At 72.0% G+C, this 26,102-nt stretch carries 25 protein-coding genes; 11 read left to right on the top strand and 14 right to left on the bottom strand.

Annotated elements, in window-relative coordinates; translation table 11 throughout:
• The first annotated feature begins 6 nt into the window (after positions 1–6).
• Positions 7–213, top strand: coding sequence for an Arc family DNA-binding protein (locus OG798_RS53485; protein WP_328755932.1), 207 nt, complete (start codon positions 7–9; stop codon positions 211–213).
• Between the two features lie 131 nt (positions 214–344).
• Here the strand turns inward: OG798_RS53485 and OG798_RS53480 are convergent, their stop codons facing one another.
• A complete protein-coding gene (locus OG798_RS53480) occupies positions 345–482 on the bottom strand; it encodes a hypothetical protein (protein WP_159055364.1) in 138 nt (45 codons plus the stop codon).
• A gap of 206 nt (positions 483–688) precedes the next feature.
• Between OG798_RS53480 and OG798_RS53475 the strand changes: the two genes are divergently transcribed.
• Positions 689–1,150 carry a DUF2871 domain-containing protein gene (locus OG798_RS53475; protein WP_097228313.1) on the top strand — a complete coding sequence of 154 codons (462 nt, stop codon included), beginning with the start codon at positions 689–691 and terminating at the stop codon, positions 1,148–1,150.
• A 181-nt stretch (positions 1,151–1,331) separates the two neighbouring features.
• Here the strand turns inward: OG798_RS53475 and OG798_RS53470 are convergent, their stop codons facing one another.
• Positions 1,332–1,937, bottom strand: a complete 606-nt coding sequence (locus OG798_RS53470; protein WP_328755938.1) for a TetR/AcrR family transcriptional regulator — start codon at positions 1,935–1,937, stop codon at positions 1,332–1,334.
• Between the two features lie 173 nt (positions 1,938–2,110).
• Between OG798_RS53470 and OG798_RS53465 the strand changes: the two genes are divergently transcribed.
• Entirely contained in the window at positions 2,111–3,730 is a 1,620-nt protein-coding gene (locus OG798_RS53465; protein ID WP_328755940.1) for a condensation domain-containing protein, read from the top strand.
• Between the two features lie 534 nt (positions 3,731–4,264).
• Here the strand turns inward: OG798_RS53465 and OG798_RS53460 are convergent.
• A complete protein-coding gene (locus OG798_RS53460; protein ID WP_267059972.1) occupies positions 4,265–5,449 on the bottom strand; it encodes a glycosyltransferase in 1,185 nt (394 codons plus the stop codon).
• Positions 5,450–6,025: 576 nt separating this feature from the next.
• Here OG798_RS53460 and OG798_RS53455 point away from each other — a divergent pair.
• Together OG798_RS53455 and OG798_RS53450 are read left to right on the top strand one after the other, a co-directional pair.
• Complete coding sequence (locus OG798_RS53455; RefSeq protein WP_267059974.1) at positions 6,026–7,426, top strand: NDP-hexose 2,3-dehydratase family protein; 1,401 nt, start codon at positions 6,026–6,028, stop codon at positions 7,424–7,426.
• Complete coding sequence (locus OG798_RS53450; protein WP_267059976.1) at positions 7,423–8,427, top strand: Gfo/Idh/MocA family protein; 1,005 nt, start codon at positions 7,423–7,425, stop codon at positions 8,425–8,427. The genes OG798_RS53455 and OG798_RS53450 overlap by 4 nt, the downstream gene beginning before the upstream one ends.
• Before the next feature lie 108 nt (positions 8,428–8,535).
• Here the strand turns inward: OG798_RS53450 and OG798_RS53445 are convergent, their stop codons facing one another.
• On the bottom strand, positions 8,536–8,958 hold the full coding sequence (locus OG798_RS53445; protein ID WP_067383410.1) for an ester cyclase: 423 nt from the start codon (positions 8,956–8,958) through the stop codon (positions 8,536–8,538).
• 153 nt (positions 8,959–9,111) lie between these two features.
• Here OG798_RS53445 and OG798_RS53440 point away from each other — a divergent pair, with 153 nt between their 5' ends.
• The 4 genes from OG798_RS53440 (at position 9,112) to OG798_RS53420 (ending at position 13,407) form a co-directional block, all read left to right on the top strand.
• Positions 9,112–10,305 carry an RNA-guided endonuclease InsQ/TnpB family protein gene (locus OG798_RS53440; RefSeq protein ID WP_267063700.1) on the top strand — a complete coding sequence of 398 codons (1,194 nt, stop codon included), beginning with the start codon at positions 9,112–9,114 and terminating at the stop codon, positions 10,303–10,305.
• 202 nt (positions 10,306–10,507) lie between these two features.
• Positions 10,508–11,575, top strand: a complete 1,068-nt coding sequence (locus OG798_RS53435) for a glucose-1-phosphate thymidylyltransferase (protein WP_121413240.1) — start codon at positions 10,508–10,510, stop codon at positions 11,573–11,575.
• 236 nt (positions 11,576–11,811) lie between these two features.
• The gene (gene rfbB, locus OG798_RS53425; RefSeq protein WP_328755947.1) at positions 11,812–12,804 is read left to right on the top strand and encodes a dTDP-glucose 4,6-dehydratase; all 993 of its coding nucleotides are present in this window, start codon (positions 11,812–11,814) and stop codon (positions 12,802–12,804) included.
• Positions 12,805–12,933: 129 nt separating this feature from the next.
• A complete protein-coding gene (locus OG798_RS53420) occupies positions 12,934–13,407 on the top strand; it encodes a carboxymuconolactone decarboxylase family protein (RefSeq protein ID WP_121413242.1) in 474 nt (157 codons plus the stop codon).
• Between the two features lie 27 nt (positions 13,408–13,434).
• Here OG798_RS53420 and OG798_RS53415 read toward each other — a convergent pair whose 3' ends face one another.
• Positions 13,435–14,769: a hypothetical protein gene (locus OG798_RS53415; RefSeq protein WP_328755950.1), complete on the bottom strand. Its 1,335-nt coding sequence runs from the start codon at positions 14,767–14,769 to the stop codon at positions 13,435–13,437.
• A gap of 177 nt (positions 14,770–14,946) precedes the next feature.
• On the opposite strand from OG798_RS53415, the gene OG798_RS53410 reads away from it, so the two are divergent.
• A complete protein-coding gene (locus tag OG798_RS53410; protein WP_328755951.1) occupies positions 14,947–15,594 on the top strand; it encodes a hypothetical protein in 648 nt (215 codons plus the stop codon).
• 268 nt (positions 15,595–15,862) lie between these two features.
• On the opposite strand, the gene OG798_RS53405 is transcribed toward OG798_RS53410, so the two are convergent.
• Both OG798_RS53405 and OG798_RS53400 read right to left on the bottom strand, forming a co-directional pair.
• Positions 15,863–16,309, bottom strand: coding sequence for an NUDIX domain-containing protein (locus OG798_RS53405; protein ID WP_267059984.1), 447 nt, complete (start codon positions 16,307–16,309; stop codon positions 15,863–15,865).
• 32 nt (positions 16,310–16,341) lie between these two features.
• Entirely contained in the window at positions 16,342–16,956 is a 615-nt protein-coding gene (locus tag OG798_RS53400) for a dTDP-4-dehydrorhamnose 3,5-epimerase family protein (protein ID WP_097228325.1), read from the bottom strand.
• Positions 16,957–17,109: 153 nt separating this feature from the next.
• On the opposite strand from OG798_RS53400, the gene OG798_RS53395 reads away from it, so the two are divergent.
• Complete coding sequence (locus tag OG798_RS53395; protein ID WP_267063700.1) at positions 17,110–18,303, top strand: RNA-guided endonuclease InsQ/TnpB family protein; 1,194 nt, start codon at positions 17,110–17,112, stop codon at positions 18,301–18,303.
• Positions 18,304–18,431: 128 nt separating this feature from the next.
• On the opposite strand, the gene OG798_RS53390 is transcribed toward OG798_RS53395, so the two are convergent.
• The 7 genes from OG798_RS53390 to OG798_RS53360 form a co-directional block, all read right to left on the bottom strand.
• On the bottom strand, positions 18,432–19,895 hold the full coding sequence (locus OG798_RS53390; RefSeq protein WP_328755953.1) for a DHA2 family efflux MFS transporter permease subunit: 1,464 nt from the start codon (positions 19,893–19,895) through the stop codon (positions 18,432–18,434).
• A gap of 248 nt (positions 19,896–20,143) precedes the next feature.
• On the bottom strand, positions 20,144–20,614 hold the full coding sequence (locus tag OG798_RS53385) for a nuclear transport factor 2 family protein (RefSeq protein ID WP_267059989.1): 471 nt from the start codon (positions 20,612–20,614) through the stop codon (positions 20,144–20,146).
• A 107-nt stretch (positions 20,615–20,721) separates the two neighbouring features.
• Complete coding sequence (locus OG798_RS53380; protein ID WP_054231421.1) at positions 20,722–21,291, bottom strand: cupin domain-containing protein; 570 nt, start codon at positions 21,289–21,291, stop codon at positions 20,722–20,724.
• A gap of 36 nt (positions 21,292–21,327) precedes the next feature.
• The gene (locus OG798_RS53375) at positions 21,328–22,815 is read right to left on the bottom strand and encodes an MFS transporter (protein ID WP_121413247.1); all 1,488 of its coding nucleotides are present in this window, start codon (positions 22,813–22,815) and stop codon (positions 21,328–21,330) included.
• A 92-nt stretch (positions 22,816–22,907) separates the two neighbouring features.
• Positions 22,908–23,816, bottom strand: coding sequence for a TauD/TfdA family dioxygenase (locus tag OG798_RS53370; protein ID WP_328759951.1), 909 nt, complete (start codon positions 23,814–23,816; stop codon positions 22,908–22,910).
• Entirely contained in the window at positions 23,813–25,441 is a 1,629-nt protein-coding gene (locus OG798_RS53365) for an AMP-binding protein (protein WP_328759950.1), read from the bottom strand. Before OG798_RS53365 ends, OG798_RS53370 begins: the two co-directional genes overlap by 4 nt.
• The gene (locus OG798_RS53360; protein ID WP_054229514.1) at positions 25,431–26,084 is read right to left on the bottom strand and encodes a thermostable hemolysin; all 654 of its coding nucleotides are present in this window, start codon (positions 26,082–26,084) and stop codon (positions 25,431–25,433) included. Before OG798_RS53360 ends, OG798_RS53365 begins: the two co-directional genes overlap by 11 nt.
• Positions 26,085–26,102: the final 18 nt, after the last annotated feature.

The following is a 26,102-nucleotide window of genomic DNA, read 5'->3' as shown; positions in this document are numbered from 1 at the left end:
AGCGTCATGATTCGTTTCTCACTCCGGATCCCGGCAGACCTGCACGAACAGGTGACCGCCCGCGCCGCTGCGGACCGGCGGTCCCTCAACTCCGAGATCCTGCACCTCCTGGAGGCCGCCCTCACCGCTCCCCGGCCGGACGCCGGATCGCCCAGCGGCGATCCGGCTTCCCCTGCCCCGCTCCGCGGGAAACCGGATTCCTCCCCGGCCTGAAGACCAGGGCATCCTCCGGAAATCCCGGTGACCTTCCCTCAGCACGACGGCAGGGAGGGAAGGACGACGATCAGGCCCCGGGCCGCCGGCGGCAGCGGGACGCCGGCCCGCCGCAGGCGCTTGCGGAGGTGTCATACGGCCTCTTCCGGGTCCTTGGGGGACGGCGGGGTGACGGGTCCGGGTGTGACCTGTGCGCTCGCCGCGCCCGCGGCGGCCAGGAAGAGTCCGGTGACCGCGGCGACGGCCGCGACCGTACGGGAGTGCCTCATGGGGTGCCTTTCGTCTGCGTGGGCCTTGCGTGGACGAACCTCGACGCCCCAGCCTGGCCCGGGGCGTCGCAGGGGTCCTCGAGACCTGCTCGAGAGGGGCTCGAACGATCTCCCGAATCGGGCGAAGCGTTCGTTCCGGAGTGCTTCAATGGCCCCCGGCAGAGCCTGAATTGACCAGCACTGACCGGCAGGGAGCGAGCACGGGGATGCGGAAGTCGTACTACGCGGCACACGTCTACATGATCCTGGGAGTGGTCTCCGGGCTGTATTACCGGGAGTTCACCAAAGCCAACGATTTCACCGGCGACACCCAGCTGGCGCTCATGCACACCCATCTGCTCGCGCTGGGCATGATGGGTTTCCTCATCGTCCTCGCCCTGGACAAGCAGTTCGCCCTGTCCGGGACGAAACTGTTCACGTACTTCTTCTGGTTCTACAACGCGGGCATCGCGATCACCGTCGCCATGATGTTCGTCCACGGCACCGAGACCGTGCTCGGCGACCATGTCCCCGAGGCGGTACCGCTGACCGCGGGCCTCGGGCACATCCTGCTCACGGTGGGACTCATCCTGCTGTTCGTACTGCTCGGCAAGCGGCTGAACGAGTCCGCCGGGGCGGGCCCTGCCGAGCCGGAGCAGGAGAAGGAGACGGCCAAGAGCCCCGTCTGAGAGCCCGGCCTGAGAGCCTCGTCCGAGGGTTCCGTCCGAGGGCCCATCCGACAGCCAGGCCCGAGAGTTCCGAGAGCCCATATGACAGCCCGGTCCGGGTCCGGGAGTCCGGTCCGAAACCGGCTGCGGCCCCAGCCCGTCCGGCCCGTCCCGACGGGCCGGACGGGCTGGGCCCTCCGGGTCAGACGGGCTGGGCCGCCGTGCCCAGCAGCGCGTCGGTCAGGGCGGCCAGCCGCTGCCGCGCCGGATCCGGGCGCAGGCGGCCCGCCCGGGTGAGGGCGGCCTGGCCGTGCCAGGCGCTCCACAGGACCTCCGCGAGCAGCCCGCTGTCGCGGCCGGCCGCGACGGGCTCGACGGCCTGCTGGATCTCGGCGAGGACCTCCGCGAGCGGCGCCGGCGTGCCGGCCGCCCCGGTGGTGTCCTCGCCGGTGTCCTCGCCCGGGTCGAGGGTGAGCATGGCCTCGTAGAGGACCGGTCCGCGCTCGGCGAAGTCGGCGTAGGCGCGGGCGACCGCGCCCAGTGCCTCCTGCGGGTCACCGGCTTCCTCGCGGGCGGTGCGCAGTGCGGCGGCGAGTTCGGCGAAGCCTTCCAGGGCGACCGCGTGGACGATGGCGTCCTTGTTCTTGAAGTGCTGGTAGAGCACCGGCTGGCTGTATTCGATGCGGTCCGCCAGGCGCCGCGTGGTGACGTAGTCCCAGCCTTCGGACTCGGCCATCTCGCGGGCTGTGGTGAGGATCAGCCGGTGGCGCTGGGCCTGCTCGCGAAGGCGTCGCTCTCGGGGCGTCATGGACTGAACTTTAGCACTTTCGGCGAAAATCCAGCTGTCAGTGATAGAGTCCCTGCCTTTGAAATCGGTTGCTGTCGTACGGGAACGGCGGCTCGGTGCGGGGCGGGTTCGAGCGGTCTTCGAGGCACGGGCGCCAGCATCGGGGCACGACTGCCCACAGAGAGGGCCACCCCATGCTGAGCCCGACTCCCCTGGAGGAGCTGCTCGACCTGGCCGCGGACGTCATCGGCCGCGACCGGCGCACCCTGCCGGCCGGGGCCGCGGGTTCTCCCTTCATCACGCTGGGCGGCGGCCTCGCGCAGGCCGTGCGGCTGCAGGCGCGTGCCGGCCGGCAGCTGGGCCTGGCCGTGGACCTGGCGCAGCTGCTGGGTCCCGCCCCGCTGGCGGACGTACTGGCGCGGGCCGTGCCCGTCCCGGCCGCGGTGCCCGGACCGCCCTCAGGCGCGGGCGCGGTGCGGGCGTTGCTGCCCGGGCAGCGGGCGGCGCTGGCCGCCGAGCGGGCGGCGGGGGCCGGTGCGGTGTGCCGGGTACTCAGTGCCGAGCTGGCCGGGCCGCTCGACGCGGGCGCGCTGCGCCGTGTGCTCGCCGCTCTCGGTGCGCGGCACGAGGGCCTGCGGACCGTGTTCGCGGATGCGCCGCACGGCCCGGTGCGGCGGGTTCTCGCCGCCTGCACCCCGCCGCTGGTCACTCTGGAGGCGGCGGGAGCGGGCGGGGGCGGGGACCCGGTGGCGGCGGTGCACGAGTATCTGGCCGCGCGGGCACGGCAGTTGGTCGGCCGGCCGGGCCGGCCGCCGCTCGTCTTCGCCCTGAGCCGTCTGGCCGGGGGTGCGCATCTGCTGTCGTTCGTGTACCACGACGCGGTGGCCGACAGCTGGTCGGCGGCGCTGCTGTGGCAGGAACTGCTCGCCGACTACGACCGTGCCGTGCACCGGCGCCCGCTGGTGCGGGGGTTGCGTCCCGGGCCGGATACGGCGGGGCGCGCCACGGTGGCCGCCCGGCCGGGCGGGCTGCGGGCGGCGGCCGAGCGGGCCGAGCGGCTGCGCGGCTTTCCCGCCGCCGTGGACCTGGCGGAGGGTGCGCCGCGGCCCGCCGTGTTCGATGTCCGCGGCGAGCGGCTGCACGTCGGCCTCGACGTGCGGCTGCGGGACGCGGCCGATGCGACGGCCCGGCGGGCCGGGGTGCCGCACGGCACGGTGCTGCTGGCGGCGTGGGCGCTGGCCGTGGGCCGGCGTGCGGGCCTGGAGCGGCTGCTGGTGGGCTGCGAGGTGCCGCGCCGTGCCACGGCGGCGCTGCTGGGCACCCTCGCGCCGTGCTCGGCGACGGTGCCGGTGGGCTGTGAACTGGAGGGCGGCGTCGACTACTTCCTGCGCGGGGTCGCCTGCGCGTTCAGCGAGGCCCTCGGCTGCGCGGACCTCGACAGCGCCGAGCTGGCGCGCGAGCTCGGGGTGCGCCCGGACCGTTCCCGGCCCGTCCTGACACCGGTGACGTTCGCGGCCCGCGACGAGCTGCTGCCCGCCCGCGCGTGGGCGGGCGACTTGAGCGCGCGTTTCCACCACGGGCACGCGGGCGCCGTCACCGCAGACGCCGCCCTGACCGTGCTGCGCTGGCGCGAAGACCCGCTGCTGCGCCTGGAGTTCGCCCCCGCGGTGCTCTCCCGCACGCGGGCCGTGCGGCTGGCCGGCGAGCTGCGCACCACGCTGGCCGCGCTGACGGCGGCGTCCCCGCACACCCCGGTCGAGGACCTGCTGCCCGCCCCGGCCGGCGCGCGCGGCCTTGCCCTGCCGCTGCCCTAGCCCCCCGTACCCGCCGCCGTCGTGCCGTACGGCGGCGGGGGCGTCCGGTGCGCGCGTGCCGGGGGAATGCACGCGCGCACCGGAGCCGGTGCCCGGGCGGCCGGCGGGCCGGCGCCCGGGGGGCGGGGTGCGTATCCCTCCGGGGGTTGGGCGGGATACGCATCCGAGGCGGACTCGGCCGGGCGGACCAGGGTCCCGGGGCGGGGATGGCTCCCGGGAGCGGGAGCCGTCCCTCCCGGTGTGCGGGAGTCGGTCCTGCGGCGGAGCGGGAGTCACTCCTTTTACGGACGGGACACCCCCCGGGGGGTGTCGGTGGGCGCCCCGGAGGCGGGGCCAGGAGCCCCGGGCACCTTGCCCCTCCCACTCCCGGGAGCCCGGTCTGCAGGCCCCGGCCGGGGGCGAGTCCCGCCCTGGGGACGGGAACCAGGCACCCAACCGGGCCGGGGATCCGGCACCCGGGACCGGGGCCGGACGCCCGCAGGCCGGAGCCAGGCACACCGGGCCGGGGATCGGCGCCCGGGGCCGTGGCCGGTGTCAGGGTGTGAACTGTGGGAGGCGGGTGGCGGTTTCGGTGGGAGCGGGCATGGAGGCGATCTCGGTGGCGACCTTGCGGGCCGCGTCGCGGTAGGTCTCGTCGCCCAGGATGCGGCGGGCCTGTGCGGTGACCGCGCCGGCCGTCAGGTCGGCGGCGTGGACCAGCTCGCCCGCGCCCGCGTCGCGTACGGCGGCGGCGTTGGCGGGTCCGTCGGCGCCCTGCGGGAGGATCAGCTGGGGCAGTCCGGCCGCGAGTGCAGCCAGGGTGGTGCCGGCGCCGCCGTGCTGGACGACCAGTGCCGCCCGCTTCAGTGCCTCGGGCTGGGCCACCCACGCGGCCGCCACCACCCGCTCGGGCAGTTCGCCCAGGTCGGCGACGTCCACCACCGGGCCGGTGGCCACCAGGACCGGCATCTCGAGCGGCAGCAGCCCCTCGATGACCGTGCGCAGGACGTCCACCGAGCCCAGTGCGGTGCCCAGGGTCAGGTAGACGAAGGGGCCGTCCGCGTCCCGGATGGCCGCGGGCAGTTCGCCCGGCTCGCCGTAGGCGACGGGGCGCTGCTCGATACGGGGCAGCGGGGCGGCCAGGAAGCCGCGGTCCTGCAGGGAGGGCGGGCAGATGTCGATGTAGGTGCGGGCCAGGGCCAGCAGCTGGCCGCCGGGCACGTGCACGCCCAGGTCGGCGGCGGTGGCCAGCAGTTCCTCCTGGATGCGGGCCTCCTCGGGGCCCATCGCCATCACGCCCACGCCGTGCGCGACGGCGGGCACGCCCGCCAGGTGCGCGGCGAAGGCGGCGCCGGGGTTGAGCGCCTCGTAGACGACGAGGTCGAAGCTCCCGCCGGCCAGGACGGGGGCGAGGTCGGCGGCCACCCAGCGGGGCAGCACCGAGCCGAACACCTTCACATGCAGGTCGGCCAGTACCTCGGGCGGCACGTCCTGGGCGCCCAGGTCGCCGTCGCCCTCGCCGTGTTCGAGGCCGGCACTGGTGCGTACTGCTTCCATGAACGCCTCGGGAACCGAGCGGCCCGCCGCCACCGGCTCAAGGCCGGCCGCCCGCAGGGCCGGGTGCAGCTGCTCGCCGGTGGCGAAAGCGACCTCGTGGCCCGCGGCGCGCGCGGCCTTCGCCAAGGGAAGCAGGGGATACACGTGCCCGAAGTTGCCCGCGCTGGCAAAGAGGATTCTCATACCGCTCCACGGTAGGGACGCCCCCACCCTTTGTCTAGCAGTGACAGGAGACATAGCACCGGCAGGCACGGGGGTTCGAGCGGGCGTACGGGGCGTTTCGAGGCGCTCTCCAGTCACGGCCGATCGCCCTGGCGGATCGTCGTGGCGGCGGGCCGAACCCGCCGTGCGGCCCGCGGTGCGTGCCGTCGCGGCGGACGGCGCCTGGCCCCGGGCGCGCAGCACACGGCGAAGGAGTCACGACTGTTGACATCTCCCCCAGCTGAAGCAGGGGGATTCTTCCCTCGCGGGTTGAGCTTTCTGCTTCTCAGACAGCAGCTGCCCCCCAATCAACGGCGGGGGACGCTGGTACGCCCAGCAGTCTTACGCCAGCTCCACAGACCTGACATCCCGCCAGCCCGGCGGTAGGCCCGGCCGGCTTGGCTGTCACCGGCCGGGCGCGGCAACGCCACTGCATCCGCGGGCAGTTGCCGGTGAACGACGATCCGCCCTGACGGCGAATCGTCTTCCCCTGCCCTGCTCCGCAGGAGTCCGTTTCCTCCCCAGCCCGAAGGCTGGGGTATCCACGGAGGAATCCAGATGACCATCACCCAGGCGGTGCCCCCGGGCGCCCTCACCCCTCCGGGGCGGCGCTTCACGCTGTCGGCCCAGACCCTGGACAGCCCGGTGACGCCCAATCCGGTCTTCCGCGAATGGTTCGCCGAACAGCGCCGCACCAACCGCTACGAGGTGCGGCGCATCCCCTTCCGCGACCTGGTCGGCTGGCGCTTCTCGGACTCCACCGGCAACCTCGTGCACGACAGCGGCCGGTTCTTCTCCGTGGAGGGCCTGCAGGTGCGCGCCGAGTGGGAGGGGCACGCCGCGTCCTGGTCGCAGCCGATCATCAACCAGCCCGAGATCGGCATCCTGGGCATCGTCGTCAAGGAGTTCGACGGCGTCCTGCACTGCCTGATGCAGGCCAAGATGGAACCCGGCAACCTCGAGACCGTCCAGCTGTCCCCCACCGTGCAGGCCACCCGCAGCAACTACACCGGCGTGCACCAGGGCGCCCGGGTGAACTACATCGAGTACTTCGCCCCGCCGCGGACCGGCTCCCGGGTGCTGTTCGACTCCCTGCAGTCCGAACAGGGCTCCTGGTTCCTGCGCAAACGCAACCGGAACATGGTGGTCGAGGCCCTCGGCCCCGTCCCCGCGCACGAGGACTTCGTCTGGCTGACCCTCGGCCAGATCCACCAGCTGCTGCGCGAGTCGAACGTGGTCAACATGGACGCCCGCACCGTGCTGTCGCTGATCCCCTCGTACGCCGACGAAGGACCCCCGCTGCACAGCATGGAGCACCTCCTCAACCGGCTCACCGAGATCAAGGCCCACCGCGAGCTCGTGCAGACCAGCATGCCGCTGGCCGCCGTGCAGAACTGGCGGCGCACCGAGGACGCCATCGCCCACGACAGCGGCCACCACTTCACCGTCATCGCCGCGTCCGTGGCCGCCGCCAACCGCGAGGTCACCCGCTGGACCCAGCCCCTGCTCGCGCCAGCCGAACAGGGCCTGTCGGCGTTCCTGGTGCGCCGCATCGGCGGCGTGCCGCACCTGCTCGCCCACGCCCGCTCCGAGGCCGGCGTCCTGGACGTGGCCGAACTCGGCCCCACCGTGCAGTGCCAGCCCGGCCGCGCCCTGACCCTGCCGCTCCCCCGCCGGCCCCGCTACCTCGACCTCGTCCTGCGCGCCGACCCCGGCACGCTGCTGTACGACACCGTGCAGTCCGAGGAGGGCGGCCGCTTCCACCACGCCGGCAACCGCTACGTCCTGATGGAAGTGGGCGGCGAGTTCCCCGTCGACGTACCCGGAGACTTCCTGTGGGTGACCGCCGGCCAGCTGTCCGACCTGCTGCGGCACAGCAACTACCTCAACATCGAGGCCCGGACCCTGCTGAGCGCACTGCGCGCAGCCTGGGCCCGCGGCGGGGCGTACGCCAGGTGAACGGGCCCGAGCGCACAGGAGGAGCGGGCGGGCCGGTACTGCGGATCGGGGTGCTGGGCTGCGCGGACATCGCCGAGCGGCGCATGCTGCCCTCGATGGCCCGCCAGCCGCTCGTCAAGGTGACCGCGATCGCCAGCCGCAGCCTCGCAAAAGCGCGGGCGTTCACCGGCCGGTTCGGCGGCACCCCGGTGGCCGGCTACGCCGGGCTGCTGGAGCGCGACGACGTGGACGCCGTCTACCTGCCGCTGCCGCCCGAACTGCACGTGGAGTGGACCCTGCGGGCGCTTCAGGCCGGCAAGCACGTGCTGTGCGAGAAGCCGTTCGCCGCCCGCCTCACGGACGCGGACAAGGCGGTGTCCCTCGCCCGCGAGCGCAGCCTGCTGCTGATGGAGAGCTTCATGTTCCTCCACCACTCCCAGCACGCCCGCATCCAGCAGCTGCTCGACGACGGGCTGATCGGCGAACTGCGCCTGTTCGGCTCCGAGTTCGGCATCCCGCTGCGCCGCGACGCCGACGGCACCCCGCGGCGGGCCAGCACCCTGCCCGAGGTCGCCGCCTACCCGCTGCGCGCCGCCCAGCTCTTCCTCGGCCCGCACCTGCGGGTAGCCGGCGCCCACGTGAGCCCCGCCACCGCACACGGGCCGGCGCCCGCCGGCGGCGCCCTGCTGACCGCCGCCGGCGGGGCCACCGCCCAGCTCGCCTACGGCGTCGAACACGCCTACCGCAGCGGCTACGACCTGTGGGGCAGCCAGGGACGGCTGCGCCTGGAACGCGCCTTCAGCACCCCCGACGAGCACGTCCCCGTCCTGCACGTCGAGCGCGGCGGCGCCGTCCGCGAGATCCGCCTCGCCCCGGACGCCCACTTCACCAACATCGCCGGCGTCTTCGCCCGGGCCGTCCTGGACCGCGAGGACTTCACCCCGCACACCGAGGCCCTCCTCGCCCACGCCCGGCTCACCGACGCCGTCGAACAGGCCGCGGCCCGCCCCGGCCCCGTATAGACAACACACGCACGCCCCGGCCCGTACCAGCTCACGGACGGGCACACGCACGGGCGGCCCGGCGCGCACACGGTGCGCGCCGGGCCGCCCGCCCGCGCCCGAGGACGGCTACCGGCCGTCCTGGCCGGCGTGGATGTCGACGCCGAGCTGGCGGAACAGCCCCGCCATGTCCAGCTGGTCCCAGTGCTCGGCCAGCAGCCCGTCCTCGACCCGCCAGAAGTCGATCGACTGGAAGTTCAGCGGCCGCCCGGTGGCCTCGACGCCGAAGAACGTGCCCTGGTGGGTGCCCGAGTACTCGAAACGCCCGGCGATGCGGTCCCCCTCCACGACCAGGTCGTGGGTGACGACCTTGACATCGGGGAACGCGGCGAAGATCTGCTCCCAGAACGCCGTGTTCGCCTCGATGCCGTCCTCCACGACCGGGTTGTGGTCGATGTGCCCGGGTGCGGTGTGCTCGCTCATGGTGCTCACGTCATGAGCGTTGATCATGTCGACGAAGCGCTGGACGAGTTCACGGTGGTTGTCTGCCATCCTGTCTCCTTCGTGGGTACCCCCGGCTTCAGCCGGGGGGTGAAACGAAGCTCCCGCGGAGCGGGGCAAGGGGCGGCGATTCGCCGCTAGGCGGACCGCCGTTGTCAGTGGCGTGCACTACGTTGATCACACGAGTTGGAGGGGGTGACTCCATTGATCCGCGCGTACAAGTTCCTTCTGTATCCGACCATGCGTCAGACCCAGGCGTTGGGCGAGATGCTGCGGGATCACTGCTCCCTCTACAACGGGGCGCTTGAAGAGAGGCGGTCCGCGTACCGGCACGCGTCGAGGACGACCGTGCGCTACGGCCAGCAGTCCGGACAGCTCAAGGACATTCGGGCGTTCGATCCGGAGCGTCAGGGCCGGTGGTCTTTCTCCTCGCAGCAGACGACGTTGCGCCGCCTGGACAAGGCGTTCACCGCGTTCTTCCGCCGCATCAAGTCCGGTGAGGCTCCCGGCTACCCCAGGTTCCGGGGTGTGCGCCGGTTCGACACGGTGGACTTCCCCAAGGACGGGGACGGCTGCCGGTGGGACTCCACGCCGCACGATCCGCAGACCCGTGTCCGCTTCCAGGGCGTCGGGCACGTCAAGGTCAAGCAGCACCGGCCGGTGGCCGGGAAGGTCAAGACCGTTTCCGTCAAGCGTGAAGGGCGCCGCTGGTACGTGATCCTCACGGCCGACCAGGCACCGCCCGAACCGCTCCCCGCGACCGGAGCCGTGGTCGGTATCGATCTGGGGATCGCCTCGTTTCTGACCACCTCCGACGGCCGGCACGTCGACAACCCGCGCCACAGCCGCAACGCCGCGAAAAAGCTGGAGGCAGCGCAACAGGCCCTCGCCCGCAGCAAGCGCGGGTCGAAGCGACGACGCAAGGCCGTGGAACGCGTCGCCACCCTGCACCGCAAGGTGCGCCGCCAACGCCTCGACCACGCACACAAGACCGCGCTCGGTCTCGTCCGCGACAACGATCTGATCGCGCACGAAGACCTCAAGATCCGCAACATGAGCAAGGCCCCCGAGCCGCGCCCGAACGGGGACGGAACCTACGCCCCGAACGGAGCCGCGGCGAAGGCCGGACTCAACCGAAGCATCGCCGACGCCGGGTGGGGGGTGTTCCTCGCGATCCTGGCCGCCAAGGCGGAAGGTGCCGGACGGGAAGTGATCGCCGTGGATCCCCGCAACACCTCCCGCACCTGCCCCGACTGCGGGCACGTCGCCAAGGAGAACCGGCCTACCCAGGAAAAGTTCCACTGCCAGGCCTGCGGCCACACCGCACACGCCGACGTCGTAGGGGCTTCCAACGTACTGCGGGCCGGGCTGGCCCGTCGTCAAGCCCAACCAGCTTGACGAGAAGCCCCCTCGATCACGAGGGGGAGTAGTCACGCCTCAAGCCTTCCTGGGCTCGCGTCACCGAAGCGGGCAGGCGCAGCCGCCCGCCCCGCCGTGTCACCCGAGGATCCCCACCGCCTCTCGAGCCGCCCTGGAGGGGGCCTGTGGGCGCGGCTCATCCCCCATCCCGGCTCAAGTGCCCGCTCCTAGCCTGACCTTCATGAAGGCTCTCGTACTCTCCGGCGGGGCCGGAACCCGCCTGCGCCCCCTTACCCACACATCCGCCAAGCAGCTGGTGCCCGTGGCCAACAAGCCGGTGCTCTTCTACGGCCTGGAAGCGATCGCGGACGCGGGCATCACCGAGGTCGGGATCGTCGTCGGGGACACCGCCGACGAGATCATGCAAGCCGTCGGCGACGGCTCCAAGTTCGGCCTCACCGTCACCTACATCCCCCAGGACGCGCCGCTGGGCCTGGCCCACGCCGTCCTCATCGCCCGGGACTTCCTCGCCGACGACGACTTCGTCATGTACCTGGGCGACAACTTCATCGTGGGCGGCATCTCCTCCCTCGTCGACGCCTTCCGCGCGCAGCGGCCCGCCGCCCAGATCCTGCTCACCCAGGTCCCCGACCCGCGCCAGTTCGGGGTCGCCGAATTCGGCGCGGACGGACGGGTCATAGGACTGGAGGAGAAGCCCGAGGCCCCCAAGAGCGACCTCGCGCTGGTCGGCGTCTACCTGTTCACCCCGGCCGTGCACGAGGCCGTCCGCGCCATCACGCCCTCCTGGCGCGGCGAACTGGAGATCACCCACGCCCTGCAGTGGCTCATCGACCAGCGGTGCGACGTGCGCTCCACGACGATCTCCGGCTACTGGAAGGACACCGGGAACGTCGGCGACATGCTGGAGGTCAACCGCTCCGTCCTGGAGCAGACCGAGCCGCGCATCGAGGGCGACGTCGACGACACCAGTGAGATCATCGGGCGGGTGCAGATCGACGAGGGCGCCCGGGTGAGCGGCTCGCGCATCGTGGGGCCGGCCGTCATCGGCACCGGCAGCGTGATCGCCGGCTCCTACGTCGGCCCGTTCACCTCCATCTCCCACGACTGCCGCATCACCGACAGCGAGATCGAGTTCTCCATCGTCCTGGACGGCTCCTCGGTGCGCGGCGCCCGCCGCGTGGAGGCCTCGATCATCGGACGCAATGTGGAGGTGACCCCCGCACCCCGGGTCCCCGCCGCCCACCGGCTCATCCTCGGCGACCACAGCAAGGTGCAGATCTCATCTTGACCTCTCCCCCTCGTGAACGAGGGGGATCCCAACGGCTCACGCCGTGAGGGTTCGTGCTTCGCCGCCGACTGCCCGCCCGGAGTTCTCCGTTGAGGTCCTGCACCAGCTCCGCACCCGGACACTGCCGGCCCGGCAGCCAGAAGGTTCTTTGCCGCGTTCACGTCGCTCCTCGCCCGGCTCCGCAGGAGTCCGTTTCCTCTCCGCCCTGAAGAGCGGAGTATCCACGGAGGGATCAGATGACCACCACACGCATCCTCGTCACCGGCGGAGCGGGGTTCATCGGCTCGCACTACGTACGCACCCTGCTCGGCCCGGCAGGCCCCGGCGGCGTCGAAATCACCGTCCTGGACAAACTCACCTACGCCGGCAACCCCGCCAACCTCGACCCGGTCCGCTCCCACCCCGGCTTCCGCTTCGTCCACGGCGACATCTGCGACACCCGCCTCGTGGCCGGTCTCGTCGCCGGCCACGAGCAGATCGTGCACTTCGCCGCGGAGTCCCACGTCGACCGTTCCATCCTCGGCGCCGCCGAGTTCATCACCACCAACGTGCTGGGCACCCAGACCCTGCTGGACGCCGCGCTGCGCCGGCCCGGCGGCCCGGCCCGCTTCCTGCACGTCTCCACCGACGAGGTCTACGGCTCTCTGGCCGAGGGCTCCTGGCCCGAGAGCGACCCGCTGCGCCCCAACTCCCCCTATGCCGCCTCCAAGGCCTCCTCCGACCTCGTCGCCCTCTCCTACCACCGCACCCACGGCCTAGACGTCCGGGTGACCCGCTGCTCCAACAACTACGGCCACCACCACTTCCCCGAGAAGGTCATCCCCCTGTTCGTCACCAACCTCCTCGACGGACACCGCGTCCCGCTGTACGGGCAGGGGCTCAACGTCCGGGACTGGCTGCACATCGACGACCACGTGCAGGGCCTGGAACTGGTGCGCACCGGCGGCCGGCCGGGCGAGGTGTACAACATCGGCGGCGGCACCGAGCTGAGCAACAAGGAACTGACCACCCTGCTGCTCGACCTCGCCGGGGCGACCTGGGACAGCGTCGAGCACGTGCCCGACCGGCTCGGCCACGACCTGCGCTACTCGGTGGACTGCACGAAGATCTCCCGCGAGCTCGGCTACCGCCCCCGCAAGGACTTCGCCCAGGGCCTGGCCGAGACCTTCGCCTGGTACCGCGACCACCGCGCCTGGTGGGAGCCCCTGAAGCACAAGGCCGCGCTGTGAGCCGGTGAGCGCGCTCCCGGGGGCGCGACCGGGCGTGGAGATGACGCGCTTTTTTTCCGGTGCTGTCACATCCTGCCGGGCTGATCCGTCAGGAAGGTGTAACCATCGGCAACGGCACAGGAGCTCACCATGGACGCCCGCTTGAACCTCTTCGGCAACCCGGTCGCAGGCAAGGTCCTCAGGCACATCAACTCGGCAGGCAAGGCGGTCTCGGACTCGGCGCTGCCGGCCGCGACGGAGGAACTGGTGAAGATCCGCGCCAGCCAGATCAACGGCTGCGGTTTCTGCACCGACATGCACACCAAGGACGCCGCGCACGCCGGGGAGACCGCGGTACGCCTCCACCTGGTCGCGGCCTGGCGGGAGGCCACGGTCTTCACCGACGCCGAGCGCGCCGCCCTGGAGCTGACCGAGCAGGGCACCCGCATCGCCGACGCGGCCGGCGGGGTCACGGACGAGGCCTGGGCGAACGCCGCCAAGCACTACGACGAGGACCAGCTCGCCGCGCTGGTCTCCCTCATCGCCCTCATCAACGCCTACAACCGCGTGAACGTCCTCGTCCGGCAGCCCGCCGGCGACTACCAGCCCGGCCAGTTCGGCTGACCGGGCGCCCGTTGCGGCACGGGACGGTCACGGGACGTACTCCACGGTCACCGGGGCTGTGTTGTTGTCCTGGTCCGGGTCGGCGGCGGGACCGGGCGGGACCGTGACGCTGCCGCGGGCCCCTTCGACGCGCTTGTCGATACGCACCAGCAGGACGACGGCGTAGGGCTCGGCCCCCGGCCCGCAGGCGACGGGACCGCCCTTCGCCGAGCCCTTTCGGCAGTAGGAGTCCTCGCTCTGCAGGTCTTGCGGTGGCCGGGTGACGAGGCTGACGCCGTCGGGGAGCGTCACCCACATCGTGTCGCCCCGGTAGCCCCTCGGATACGGCACCTCGGTCCGGACCTCCTCGCCCACCCTGCCCCGGATGGAGAAACCGACGGCCTCCACGTCGTCGACCCGCGTGGTCTCGAAGTCCAGTGCCCCGGCGGCTCCCCGGCTCCTGTACGACTCGCTCCCGGTGAACGCGCCGCCGTTCACCGGGCGAAGCCGCAGCACTTCACCGGTGCCGCGCACAGCCCGCCCGGGAAGTTGTGACGGACCGTCGAGATCGGCGGTGGGCCACACGCTGTAGTGCAGGCTGCCGCTCCTCGTGTCCTGGCCGGTCACGGCGATGACCGGATGGTCCGTCTCGTACGCCGTCCCCGCGGGCAGCGGGCCGGGAAAGTCGCACTGTGCCTCGGTGGCCGCTGCCGCCTTGTTGTAGCGGCAGTTGCCGTACCGGGGCACCAGGGTGCTGCCGTCCGCCGCCACCATGACGGTGATGCCGCCGTCGACACCGGTGTCCCCCCGGTTGCCGAAGGCGGGTGTCAGCCGCACCTCGCCCCCGGGGCGCACCCCCGTCAGTTTCCTGTTCCGGGTGGTCAGATACGGCGAGCCGACCATCACGCGGGTGGTGTGCCGGATGGTGGGCGCGTCGGCGCTGTGCACGGTCACCACGATGGACCCGGCCGGGCCCAAGGCCGTACCGGGCTTCGGCTTCACCTGGAAGGGAAGGAAATCAGCTCCCTCCCCGTACTTGATGTCCGGCAGCGCGCAGGTCACGCGAAAGCCCGACCGGGCGCAGCCGTAGCCCTTGTTCTCCCCCCAGATGTCGGCCTTCCCCTTGAAGACGGACAGGTCGAAATCCGCCTCGACCTGCCTGGCGGACCCCTGGCTCCCGCCGGACGGGGCCGCGGCCGCGGCCAGGCGGATCCGGTATTCGGGGGCCCAGGGGGCATGGCCGGGCGCGGTGTAGCGCGGCAGGTAGAACGTGTTCAGCACGGACCGGAACGTCAGCACGGCCCCGGGCGCCTGCGCCGGGTGACGGGTTTTCAGGGCGACGGCGCCTGCCCCGGCCGCCGCCAGTACCACTGCACACACCACGGCCGCATACCGCCGCTTCCTGTCCGCCCACCACGCCCTCATACCGCATCAGACGTACCGGACGCCGGATGGTTGTGCGAGGAGGGGAGGGCGAAGTCTCCGACGGACACGCCCGCGCCTCAGGGGCGCGGGCGTGTCACGTGCCCCGGCGGTCAGGGCTAGGAGGTCTTGGTCGGCTTGGCGGTCATGGTCGGGTGCGCCGTCTTCGTCGGCTTCGGCGTGTACTTGTGGGTCTTCGTCGGCGACGGTTTCGGCTTCGGCGTGTACTTGTGCGTCTTCGTCGGCGACGGTTTCGGCTTCGGCGTGTACTTGTGCGTCTTCGACGGAGTCGGCTTCGGCTTCGGCGTGTACTTGTGCGTCTTCGACGGAGTCGGCTTCGGCTTCGGCGTGTACTTGTGCGTCTTCGACGGCGACGGTTTCGGCGAATGCTTGGTGGTCGTCGTGGGCGACGGCTTGGCGGTCGTCGTCGGCGACGGCGCGGTGGTCGTCGTCTTCGACGTCTCCGGCGCCGATGTCGAAGGTGTCGCCGCGGGTGCGGCCGGATGCTGGGATCCGGTGGCCGCTATCGCGATACCGCCCGCTGCTCCCCCGGACAGCAGGGCCGCTGTCAGGGTTCCTACGGCGAAGGTGCGCCCCCAGTGGCTGCGGAATGTGTCATTCACGATGTTCTCCCATCTTGAACAACTGCCCCATTGGTCACTGTCGGCCTCAACCGAGGTTAGGTCGGTGCCCCCAGATCGGCGACCGGAGCAAACCGGTTCGCACTTTCAACAGAAGTGGCGGGTGCCCGTGCACGGCCGCACTCCCCGGGCGGGCAGGAGTTGACGCCCCCCTCGCCTCCCGCCCGCGGAACGATGGCCTCCGCCACAGCGTGCGGGGTCCGCGCCTGATCGACTGGCCGGATGCTGATCAACCTGATTCTCCGCGCCCCCCGGTTCCGGGGTGAGTAAAGATCCGCCAGGCCTCGAGAGAAAGCACGTGAAGTCCTGCGCCGGGCTCGCTCCAACCTGCGGACAGGGCAGGCCGGTTCACCCCCGGCGGCCGTCGGCGGCCAGGCTCCTGGCGGCGGGGTTCCTGGTGCCGGCCGCCGGATTCACCGTGCCGGATCCGCCAGGGCGGCCAGATCGGTCCCGGCCGTCACCGCGGCGCGCAGCAGTGCGGCGATCTCCTCCGGCTCCAGGCTGAGGGCGTCGAGCGCCCGGACGCTCAGCGGGACTTCCTCGAGCCGGTACTCGCCGCGGTCCGGGTCGGCGAACTCCGGACCGGTGCGGTCCGCCTCGGACCAGGACCCGATGCGGGCCAGGTAGAAATACTGCCGCTGGTGTGCGTCGGCCAGTACGTGCAGCAGGCCCGTGATCTGCGGCTCGGCGCCGGTCTCTTCGCGTATCTCACGGACCAGGGCCGCGCGCAGGCCCTGATCGTCCGGTTCGACGTGCCCGCCGGGAAACACCCGGTAGGGCGTGGCGCCCGGCCAGGTGCGGCGGATCAGCAGCAGCCGGCCGGCGGGCGTGAGCAGTACCGCCCGGACACACTCGATCACCGCACCTCCCGCAGCCGGCGTCACCCGTCAGGTTACGGGCGGGGGCCGGCGGGGGCCGCGGGCTGGTAGGAGGCGAGGGCCTGTTCGTAGGTGGGCAGCAGGCCGCGGGCGGCGGCCTCGGAGAGGCTGGGGGCGTGGGTGTCCTTGTCGGAGCGGATGAGTTGTCCGGTGGTGTTCCAGGGGATGCCGATGTCGGGGTCGAGGGCCTGGATGTCGACCATGGTGCCGGGCACGTACTCCTCGGAGCACAGGTAGTTCATGCAGGTGTCGTCGCTCAGGGCGAGGAAGGCGTGGCCGAGGCCGTCGGCGAGGTAGACGCCGATGCCGGAGCGAGCTTCCTGCAGGGTGGTGTCGAACATGCCGAACGTCGGGGAGCCGACGCGCAGGTCGACGACCACGTCCAGGGCGGCGCCGCGCACGCAGGTCACCAGCTTCGCCTGGCCCGGCGGCAGCGTGGTGCCGTGGATGCCGCGCAGTGTGTTGCGCCGGGAGACGGAGAAGTTGACCTGCCGGACGGTGAACGGCTGGCCGCCGGCCGCGGTCAGGCCGCCCAGCCGCCAGGCCTCGAAGAACAGGCCCCGGTTGTCCGGCAGTTGCGACGGTGTGATCCGGAAGGCGTCGCGGACCTTCATCTCCTCAATGGCCATCCTGTCTCCTTCGTGGGTACCCCCGGCTTCAGCCGGGGGGTGAAACGAAGCTCCCGCGGAGCGGGGCAAGGGGCGGCGATTCGCCGCTAGGCGGACCGCCGTTGTCAGTGGCGTGCACTACGTTGATCACACGAGTTGGAGGGGGTGACTCCATTGATCCGCGCGTACAAGTTCCTTCTGTATCCGACCATGCGTCAGACCCAGGCGTTGGGCGAGATGCTGCGGGATCACTGCTCCCTCTACAACGGGGCGCTTGAAGAGAGGCGGTCCGCGTACCGGCACGCGTCGAGGACGACCGTGCGCTACGGCCAGCAGTCCGGACAGCTCAAGGACATTCGGGCGTTCGATCCGGAGCGTCAGGGCCGGTGGTCTTTCTCCTCGCAGCAGACGACGTTGCGCCGCCTGGACAAGGCGTTCACCGCGTTCTTCCGCCGCATCAAGTCCGGTGAGGCTCCCGGCTACCCCAGGTTCCGGGGTGTGCGCCGGTTCGACACGGTGGACTTCCCCAAGGACGGGGACGGCTGCCGGTGGGACTCCACGCCGCACGATCCGCAGACCCGTGTCCGCTTCCAGGGCGTCGGGCACGTCAAGGTCAAGCAGCACCGGCCGGTGGCCGGGAAGGTCAAGACCGTTTCCGTCAAGCGTGAAGGGCGCCGCTGGTACGTGATCCTCACGGCCGACCAGGCACCGCCCGAACCGCTCCCCGCGACCGGAGCCGTGGTCGGTATCGATCTGGGGATCGCCTCGTTTCTGACCACCTCCGACGGCCGGCACGTCGACAACCCGCGCCACAGCCGCAACGCCGCGAAAAAGCTGGAGGCAGCGCAACAGGCCCTCGCCCGCAGCAAGCGCGGGTCGAAGCGACGACGCAAGGCCGTGGAACGCGTCGCCACCCTGCACCGCAAGGTGCGCCGCCAACGCCTCGACCACGCACACAAGACCGCGCTCGGTCTCGTCCGCGACAACGATCTGATCGCGCACGAAGACCTCAAGATCCGCAACATGAGCAAGGCCCCCGAGCCGCGCCCGAACGGGGACGGAACCTACGCCCCGAACGGAGCCGCGGCGAAGGCCGGACTCAACCGAAGCATCGCCGACGCCGGGTGGGGGGTGTTCCTCGCGATCCTGGCCGCCAAGGCGGAAGGTGCCGGACGGGAAGTGATCGCCGTGGATCCCCGCAACACCTCCCGCACCTGCCCCGACTGCGGGCACGTCGCCAAGGAGAACCGGCCTACCCAGGAAAAGTTCCACTGCCAGGCCTGCGGCCACACCGCACACGCCGACGTCGTAGGGGCTTCCAACGTACTGCGGGCCGGGCTGGCCCGTCGTCAAGCCCAACCAGCTTGATGAGAAGCCCCCTCGTTCACGAGGGGGAGTAGTCACGCGTCCTCGGTTCGTCGGGGCGTTGGCGCGCCGGTTCACGGGATAGCGCCGGGCCGGCGCCACCCGTGGGGTGGCGCCGGCCCGGCGCCAGGTCAGTGCAGGGGGGCCGGTGCGCTCTCCTGCGCGGGGGCGGCCTGCGCGACGGGGGCGCTCACGGCGGCCCGCCGGCGGGAGGGCGCCCCCAGCATGGCGAAGGTGGCGAGGGCCACCGCGGCGGCGCCCACCCACATCGCGGGCACCAGGCCGTCGACGAAGTTGCGCGGTGAGGCGTAGCCGCCGTTGGCACTGAAGATGGAGGCGAGCAGGGCCACGCCGAGGGCGGCGCCGACCTCGCGGGTGGCGGCGGTGACGCCGGAGGCGATGCCCTGTTCGTGTTCGGCGACCGAGCCCATGGTGAGGTTCATCAGCGGGGCGTAGAACAGGGCCATGCCGGCGCCGCAGATCATCAGGGAGGGCAGCTGGGCGGCGTAGGAGACGTCCGGCTTGAGGACGAACGCCCAATAGACCATGCCGGCGGTCATCATGGCGAGGCCGAGGGTGACCACGGGTTTGCCGCCGATGCGGTCGGAGACCATGCCGCCGATGGGGGCGACCACCATCGGCATGGCGGTCCAGGCCAGCAGCCGTACGCCGGCCTGCATGGCGGTGTAGCCCTGGATGTTCTGCAGGAACTGGGTCATCAGGAAGATCGCGCCGAACATGCCGACCGACATGAGGGCGCCGGCCAGGTTGATCGCGGTGAAGGCGCGGTTGCGGAACATCCGCATCGGCACCATCGGGTGTTCGGTGCGGTTCTCCCACACCACGAACAGGGCCATCACGGCGGTGCCGCCGATCAGTGCGCCCAGGACCTGGGGGGATGTCCAGCCGTCTCCGTGGCCCTTGATGAGGCCCAGCACGATGCCGAACAGGCCCAGGCTGGCCAGGGCGGTGCCGACGGCGTCCAGGCGGGAGTGGGCGATGCGGCTCTCGGCGAGCTTGCGGAAGGACAGCGGGGCAAGCGCCAGGCCGATCGGCACGTTCAGCCAGAAGATCCACTGCCAGGACAGGTGCTCGACGATGGCGCCGCCCACCAACGGGCCGGCCGCGATGGACAGTCCGTTGACGGCGCCCCAGATGCCCAGGGCCGCGCCGCGTTTCTCGGCGGGCACGGCGGCGGTCAGCAGGGTCACCGACAGCGGCATGATGATGGCCGCGCCGACGCCCTGGACGGCGCGGGCGGCGACGAGTTCGTTGATGCCGGGGGCGAGGGCGGCGGCCGCGGAGGCGGCGGTGAACAGCAGCAGGCCCAGGCTGAAGACCTTGCGGCGGCCGAAACGGTCGCCGAGGGCGGCGCCGAACATCATCAGGACCGCGAAGGACAGGGTGTAGGCGTTGACCGTCCATTCCAGGTCGGTGAGGCTGCCGCCGAGTTTCTCCCGGATGGTGGGCAGCGCCGTGATGATGACGAGGTTGTCCAGTCCCGCCATGAACGAGGCGAGGCTGGTGGTGAGGATGGCCCAGAAGACCACCCTCCTGGTGTCACCGCCCGGGGATGGGGGGTTGACGGTGCTCATCCGAGCATCCTTTCTGGAGGCGGGTCGTGCGAGATGCTCATCGCCGTGACCGGTCCGGCCCGCGGCGCCCTGGTGCCCGCGCCCGCGCGCGGGCCGGTAGGGCGCCGTCGACGCTACGGACGCCTGCTCAAGTCCTCCTCGAGCCCCGCTCGGCACCCGGGCGCGGGCATGGCGGGGCCCGGGTACCGGCCGCACCGGTATCCGGGCCCCGCCGTGCCCGCGCCCGCGCCCGTGAAAAGGGGGGAGGGTCAGGCGAGCTGGCGCTGGAAGGTGGCGATGTCGAAGTAGAGGGTCTCGTCGATGAGGACGTCGCCGTCGAAGTGGAAGAAGACGGCGACGGGGGCGTCGATGGACTTGCCGCGGTTGGGGATGCCGCGCCAGTCGGCCTGCTGCCTGCCGCGGGCCTGTGCCTCGAGGATCACGGCGGTGGGTGTGTGGTGCACGTGGTGCAGTTCGTGCTCGAGGCCGGGGAAGGCGGCCTTGAGGTCGGCGAAGTAGCCCTTCTTGATGGCTTCTTCGCCGATCAGCGGGCCCTCTTCGAAGGCCTGGATGCGGTAGACACCGCCGCGCGGGAAGGTGGCCAGCACGCCGTCGATGTCCCAGGCGATCTCGGCGACCGTGTGCTGCAGGACGACCGCCTCGCGCTTCTTGCGCAGTTCGGCGTCGGGCTGCGGGAGATCCGCGCCGGGCAGGGTGAATTCGTGTGCTTCGGTGGCCATGACCATTCCTCCACGCATCGGCCGACTGTCGGTTGGGGCCGACGCTAGGGCGCACGGCTCGCTGCGCCCTGGTGTCTGGCTCGAACTCCGGGCCTGCGGCGTTGTGTTCAGGCGGTGGGCTGGAGGGTCGCGGTGTTCTGGGGCGGGCGGTAGGTGGGGCGGTAGCCGCAGGCCAGGGAGAGCGGGGAGAGCAGCAGGCACAGGGCCGTGTCGAGGGGGTAGGGGCGGCCGGTGACGACGCGGTACTCGTCGCGGAAGGCGAGGGCGAGCAGCGGCATCTGCAGGCGGGGGGTGCCATCGGGGCGCAGCCGGCCTTCGTTGGTCAGGCCCCAGAGGGTCTCGAAGACGGTTTCGGTCCGGTAGGCGGGGGTGGTGCGCCAGATGACGCGGGTGGGTTCGGGGCCGGGGTTCCACATGGAGTGGACGGCGCCCGGCGGGATGTAGAAGTCGGCGCCTTGTTCGTACTCGTGCAGGACGCCGTCGAGCTGGAGGCTCAGGCGGCCGCTTTGGAGGCGCATGTGTTCGGTCTGGCGGGGGTGGTAGTGCTGGGGCGGTTTGATGACGGCGGGGGCGTATTCGACTTCGACTTCGACGAAGGCGCCGTCGGTTTCGGCGGCGGTGGTCAGGAAGGTGAGCTTGTCCTTGCCGAGGTGGAGGGTGTCTCCGGGGCGTGCCATGGGCCTCTCCGTGTGGGTTGGGGGGTTGGGGGGTGGTCAGGCGGTGCGGGGGCCGGCCGGGGCGGGGGCGCGCTGGTGGCGGGGCAGTCCGAAGTAGGCGGTGAGCAGGTTGAGGACGCCGATGCCGGTGGCGATCCAGAAGCCGAGGTGGAGGCCGTCCAGCCAGGCCAGGGCGGGGGTGGTGTGGTGGGTGAGTTCGTGGGTGGTGCGGGTCAGGGCGCTGGTGGCGACGGTGGCCACGCCGAGGGAGGCGCCGACCTGGAAGGCGGCGACCAGGACGCCGGAGGCGATGCCCTGCTGGCGGGCGGGGATGTCGGAGACGCCGTGCACGTTGACGGGGATGCCGCAGCACTGCATGGACGCGCCGAGGATGAGCAGGGCGGGCAGCAGGTGCAGCAGGTAGGTGCCGTTCTGCGGGACCTGGGTGAGCAGGATCAGGCCGAGGACGGAGCCGGCGGCGCCGGCGAGGTAGACGGGGCGGGGGCCGGCCTTGTGCATGATGCGGGTGGCGGGGGCGGTGACGAGGATGGCGACGACGCCCAGCGGCAGGAACGCGAATCCGGACCTGAGGGTGGAGTAGCCCAGGGTGCGCTGCAGGTAGTAGCTGCACAGGAAGAGCACGGACGCCTGCACGCCGCTGGTCAGGACGCGGCCCAGGCCGGCGGTGGCCAGGGAGCGGGTGGCGAACAGGTGCAGCGGCATCAGCGGGTCGGGGGTGCGGCGTTCGACCAGGACGAACGCGGCCAGCAGGGCGAGGGAGGCGGCGGCCGGGGCCAGCACGTAGGGCGTGGAGGCGGCGCCGTGGTCCTGGATGTTGACGATGGCGTAGACGAGGGCGGCCAGGCCCGCGGTGACGGTGACGGCGCCGGCGATGTCGGGGCGCGAGCCGCGGATACGGGTCTCGGGGCGGCCCCGGGACAGCAGCAGGACGCCGGCGACGGCGACGATCCCGAAGGGCAGGTTGATGTAGAAGATCCAGCGCCAGCTGAGGCTGTCGGTGATCAGGCCGCCGGCGATGACGCCGAGGGTGCCGCCGAGGCCGGCCAGTGCGGCCCACACGGCGAGCGCGGTGGTGCGTTCGCGGCCCTTGGGGAAGGTGGTGGTGACCAGGGACATCGCGGCCGGTGAGAGGAAGGCGGCGCCGCAGCCCTGCAGGGCGCGGGCGGCGATCAGCAGGCCGGCGCCCTGGGCGAGTCCGCACAGCAGGGAGGCGGCGGTGAACAGCAGGGCGCCGAGCAGGAAGGTGCGCCGCCTGCCCCAGCGGTCGGCGGTGCGGCCGCCGAGCAGCATGAGGCCGCCGAAGCACAGGATGTAGGCGGTCAGCACCCATTCGACGGCGGTGGCGCCGGCCTTGAGGTCGGTCTGGATGGCGGGCAGGGCGAGGTTCACCACGGTGGTGTCGAGGAGCACCATGAACTGGGCGAGGGCGACGAAGACGAGCAGGCGCCAGCGGCGGGGATCCGCTGCGGCGCCGGCGGGTGTGGTGTCCGTCGCGCGGGGGGCGGCGGTGTGGTCGGTGGTCATGGCTCCCTCTCGGATGGATCTGCCTCCCGCCCCCCTCTTGCCCCTCCTCCTGCTGCTGCTTCTTGCGCCGGGGGGCAAGGGGGGCGGCCCGGTCAGGCGGCGGGTGCCTCGATGTAGCTGAGGGCGTTGTAGATGGTGCGGTGGGGGTCGGTGATGGCGCGCCGGCCGTGCATGACGCGGGTGTTGTCGATGACGGCGGCGTCGCCGTCCTGCCAGTCCAGGTTCTCGGTGAGGCGGGCGGTCACCTCTTCGACCTCGGCCAGCAGCTGCGGGGACAGGGCGGTGCCGTCGGCGAAGGTGATGGTGGGCTTCTCGTAGTTGAAGGAGGGGCCCAGGATGCTGTTGGCGAAGGAGGGGCGCGGCCCGAACACGGTGGTGCCGGCCGCGGGGGTGGTGAAGGAGTAGCGCACCCCGCCGTCGTCCTGCGGCACGATCTCGGTGCCCGGCAACTGGCTGGCCAGCGCGAGGAGTTCTTCGACGCCGATCTCGTGGGCGGGCTTGGTGCGGCCCAGCAGGTGGTGGGCCATCGCCCGCCACTGCGGCTCGGCGACGTAGCGGCTGTAGACGATGTCCTGGGCCGCGAACGCGGTGCGGGCCTGGGGGCTGAGGGCGTCCCAGACGCGGTAGCCGTCGCAGACGGTGGTCTGGGAGCCGGAGGAGGCGGCCTTCTCGCAGAAGAACCAGGCGAGGTGGGAGCGGAAGGGGCTGTTGCCGTTCTCGGTGTGCAGGCCCACCTCGTCGAAGCCGGCGTCGACCTTCTGGGCGACCTCGGAGTAGAAGTCGCGGGCGGGGTCGAGGGTGGTGGAGGTGGAGGTGTGCTGCACCAGGGCGGTGAAGGCGTCCATGTCCGCGCCGAAGCCGCGCAGCAGCAGGAAGCCGGCCTGGGAGAGCAGGTCGCGCAGTTCCTTGGGGTCGATGCCGTCGAGGCCGCCGGGGCCTGCGGGTTCGACCAGCAGGCCGCTGCCGGTGCCGTAGGGGGTGGTCTTCACAGCCGTGCTCATGCTTTCTCCTTGGTCTCAGGGGCCGCGGCGGGGGTGGGGGTGGGGGGCTGGTCGAGGACGTGCGCGCGCACGACGTCGCGGCGGGGGCGTCCGGTGACGGTGAAGCAGGTGGCGTAGGCGGGGTCGTCCTCGGACATGAGGTGGACGACGGCGGCGCGTTCGATGCCGGAGAGTTTGTGCCGGCCGAAGTCGGTGATCTCGCGGCGGGCCGTGGCGGGGTCGAGGCCGGCGTCGATGACGAACAGGCCGTGGACCTGGTCGAGGCCGTCGGCGACGACGGCGGCCTCGCGGACGAAGCCGAGTTCGCGGTAGCGGGCCTCGACCCATTCGGGGGCCACGTTGCGGCCGCCCGCGGTGATGACGAGGCTCTTCTTGCGTCCGGTGATCCGCAGATAGCCGTCGGCGTCGATCTCGGCGAGGTCGCCGGTGTGCAGGCGGCCCTGGTCGTCGACGACGACGCTGGAGGGGTCCTCGCGGGTGTAGCCGGCGAACAGGGAGGTGCTGCGGATGAGGAGTTCGCCGTCCTCGGCGAGTTCGGCGTGCACGTGGTCCAGGGGGCGGCCGACGGTGCCGAAGCGGACGGCGCCGGGGAAGTTCCAGGACACCACGGAGGAGTTCTCGCTCAGCCCGTAGCCCTCGTGGACGGTCAGCCCGTGGGCGTCGAGGCGCTGGAGGATCTCCGGGGGGACGGGGGCGCCGCCGCAGGCGATGAAGACCGGCCCGTCGTGTCCGAAGATCCGCCGGTGGCGCTCGGCGACGCTCTCGGCGGGCTGCTGGTCGCACAGGGTAAGGAAGAGGCCGGCGACGGTGGGCGGCACGACCAGGGCGGTGGGGCGGGCCTGCCGCAGCAGGGTGAGCATGCGGGGGGCGGCGTCGGCGGCGGTGCCGACCAGGGCGGTGCCCGGCGGCAGGAAGGACACCGAACCGCCTGCCAGGAAGGGCATGTAGAGGCCGGCGACCTGCTCGATGAGGAGGCTGAGCGGAACGATGGACAGATAGCGCTCGAAGATCTCCGGGCGGGTGCGGGCGCGCAGTGAGGTGAGGAGTTCGTCCAGGCCGTGCCGGCGGATCTGGACGCCTTTGGGGGCGGAGGTGGTGCCGGAGGTGTGGATGACCTTGACGATCTGGTCGTGTGCGGGGATCTGCGGGGGCGCGGCGGGGCGGGGTGCACGGGCCAGGGCGGGCAGGTCGAGGGCCAGGGCGGGGCAGCCGTCGGGCAGGACGGGCTGGGGGGTGTCGGCGTGCCAGCGGGCCAGGGCGGCTTCGCCCGCGGCGTCGGTGAGGCACAGGTCGGCGCTGTGCAGGAGGGAGGCGGCCTGCTGGGCGGTGAAGGCGGTCGGGACGGGGATCTCGACGGCGCCGGCGAACAGGGCGGCCAGGTCGGCCACGACCCATTCGGGCGAGTTCTCCGCGAGCAGTCCCACCCGGGCCGGCCGGCCCAGCGCCTGGGCCTGTTCCTGAAGCCTGGCGGCCAGGGCGAGGGCGGCGCCGGTCAGGTCGCGGTAGCTCCAGGCGGCGGGCGCCGAGCCGTCGGCGGCCAGCACGCGGACCATGACGGCGTCGCTGCCGGCCCGCTCCAGGAGCCCCTGGGCAAGAGAAAGACGGGTGGGGGTGTCAGGCGGCACGGGTGAGCACCCCCTGCTGCGGGCGGTTGCTCAGCAGCCGCATGTCGACCGAGGTGAAGCAGTAGCGGCCGATGGCGGCCAGCAGCAGGGTGGACTGCTCGGCGGCCTCGGCGTAGCCGACGACGGGCCGGGTGTCGTAGTAGGAGCCCCAGGCGGCCCGTTCGCCTTCGGGCAGGCGTTCCGCGCTGGCGTCGGCGAGGGGGTGGAAGACGCAGCCCAGGCGCTGCATGAGGGCGGCGAGCCGGCCGGTCATGGTCATCACCGCGTACGGGCGGCCCAGGCAGGCCATGATCAGCGGGATCGCCTTGATGATCTCGGCGCCGGCGGCGGGCCGTACCGAGGCGATGGAGCCGATCTGCAGGACCTGGGAGCGTTTGACGGGGGCGCCCACGGCCCGGGTGATGACGTCTTCGACGGGGGCGTCGAGGTAGCGCTCGAGCAGGATGCTCTCTTCCTCGGGGAAGGACAGGCCCGCGCAGGCGAGGACTTCCTCCTGGCCGTCGGCGGCGGTCTCGAAGAAGGCGAGGAAGCCGTCCGGGTCGGGCGAGATGCTCGCCTGGTACTGCTTGGCGAACACCAGCCGGGCCAGGTCCGCGGCGGTCTGCCAGTCCGGGGTGCCGCGCTCGGACAGGGTGATTCTCATGTGTGCTGCGCTCCCTAA

Origin of the sequence: Streptomyces sp. NBC_00271 (assembly GCF_036178845.1) — a bacterium.
In the GTDB taxonomy this organism is placed as follows: domain Bacteria; phylum Actinomycetota; class Actinomycetes; order Streptomycetales; family Streptomycetaceae; genus Streptomyces.
The sequence above is the reverse complement of the archived record's forward strand: the minus strand, read 5'-3'. Positions and strand labels throughout refer to the sequence as shown.

Excerpts from the sequence above, each read along its gene's own strand:
- OG798_RS53485 (WP_328755932.1), top strand. The coding sequence starts at position 7 with ATGATTCGTTTCTCACTCCGGATCCCGGCAGACCTGCACGAACAGGTG.
- OG798_RS53480 (WP_159055364.1), bottom strand. The coding sequence starts at position 482 with ATGAGGCACTCCCGTACGGTCGCGGCCGTCGCCGCGGTCACCGGACTC.
- OG798_RS53475 (WP_097228313.1), top strand. The coding sequence starts at position 689 with ATGCGGAAGTCGTACTACGCGGCACACGTCTACATGATCCTGGGAGTG.
- OG798_RS53470 (WP_328755938.1), bottom strand. The coding sequence starts at position 1,937 with ATGACGCCCCGAGAGCGACGCCTTCGCGAGCAGGCCCAGCGCCACCGG.
- OG798_RS53465 (WP_328755940.1), top strand. The coding sequence starts at position 2,111 with ATGCTGAGCCCGACTCCCCTGGAGGAGCTGCTCGACCTGGCCGCGGAC.
- OG798_RS53460 (WP_267059972.1), bottom strand. The coding sequence starts at position 5,449 with ATGAGAATCCTCTTTGCCAGCGCGGGCAACTTCGGGCACGTGTATCCC.
- OG798_RS53455 (WP_267059974.1), top strand. The coding sequence starts at position 6,026 with ATGACCATCACCCAGGCGGTGCCCCCGGGCGCCCTCACCCCTCCGGGG.
- OG798_RS53445 (WP_067383410.1), bottom strand. The coding sequence starts at position 8,958 with ATGGCAGACAACCACCGTGAACTCGTCCAGCGCTTCGTCGACATGATC.
- OG798_RS53435 (WP_121413240.1), top strand. The coding sequence starts at position 10,508 with ATGAAGGCTCTCGTACTCTCCGGCGGGGCCGGAACCCGCCTGCGCCCC.
- rfbB (WP_328755947.1), top strand. The coding sequence starts at position 11,812 with ATGACCACCACACGCATCCTCGTCACCGGCGGAGCGGGGTTCATCGGC.
- OG798_RS53420 (WP_121413242.1), top strand. The coding sequence starts at position 12,934 with ATGGACGCCCGCTTGAACCTCTTCGGCAACCCGGTCGCAGGCAAGGTC.
- OG798_RS53400 (WP_097228325.1), bottom strand. The coding sequence starts at position 16,956 with ATGGCCATTGAGGAGATGAAGGTCCGCGACGCCTTCCGGATCACACCG.
- OG798_RS53390 (WP_328755953.1), bottom strand. The coding sequence starts at position 19,895 with ATGAGCACCGTCAACCCCCCATCCCCGGGCGGTGACACCAGGAGGGTG.
- OG798_RS53385 (WP_267059989.1), bottom strand. The coding sequence starts at position 20,614 with ATGGCCACCGAAGCACACGAATTCACCCTGCCCGGCGCGGATCTCCCG.
- OG798_RS53380 (WP_054231421.1), bottom strand. The coding sequence starts at position 21,291 with ATGGCACGCCCCGGAGACACCCTCCACCTCGGCAAGGACAAGCTCACC.
- OG798_RS53375 (WP_121413247.1), bottom strand. The coding sequence starts at position 22,815 with ATGACCACCGACCACACCGCCGCCCCCCGCGCGACGGACACCACACCC.
- OG798_RS53370 (WP_328759951.1), bottom strand. The coding sequence starts at position 23,816 with ATGAGCACGGCTGTGAAGACCACCCCCTACGGCACCGGCAGCGGCCTG.
- OG798_RS53360 (WP_054229514.1), bottom strand. The coding sequence starts at position 26,084 with ATGAGAATCACCCTGTCCGAGCGCGGCACCCCGGACTGGCAGACCGCC.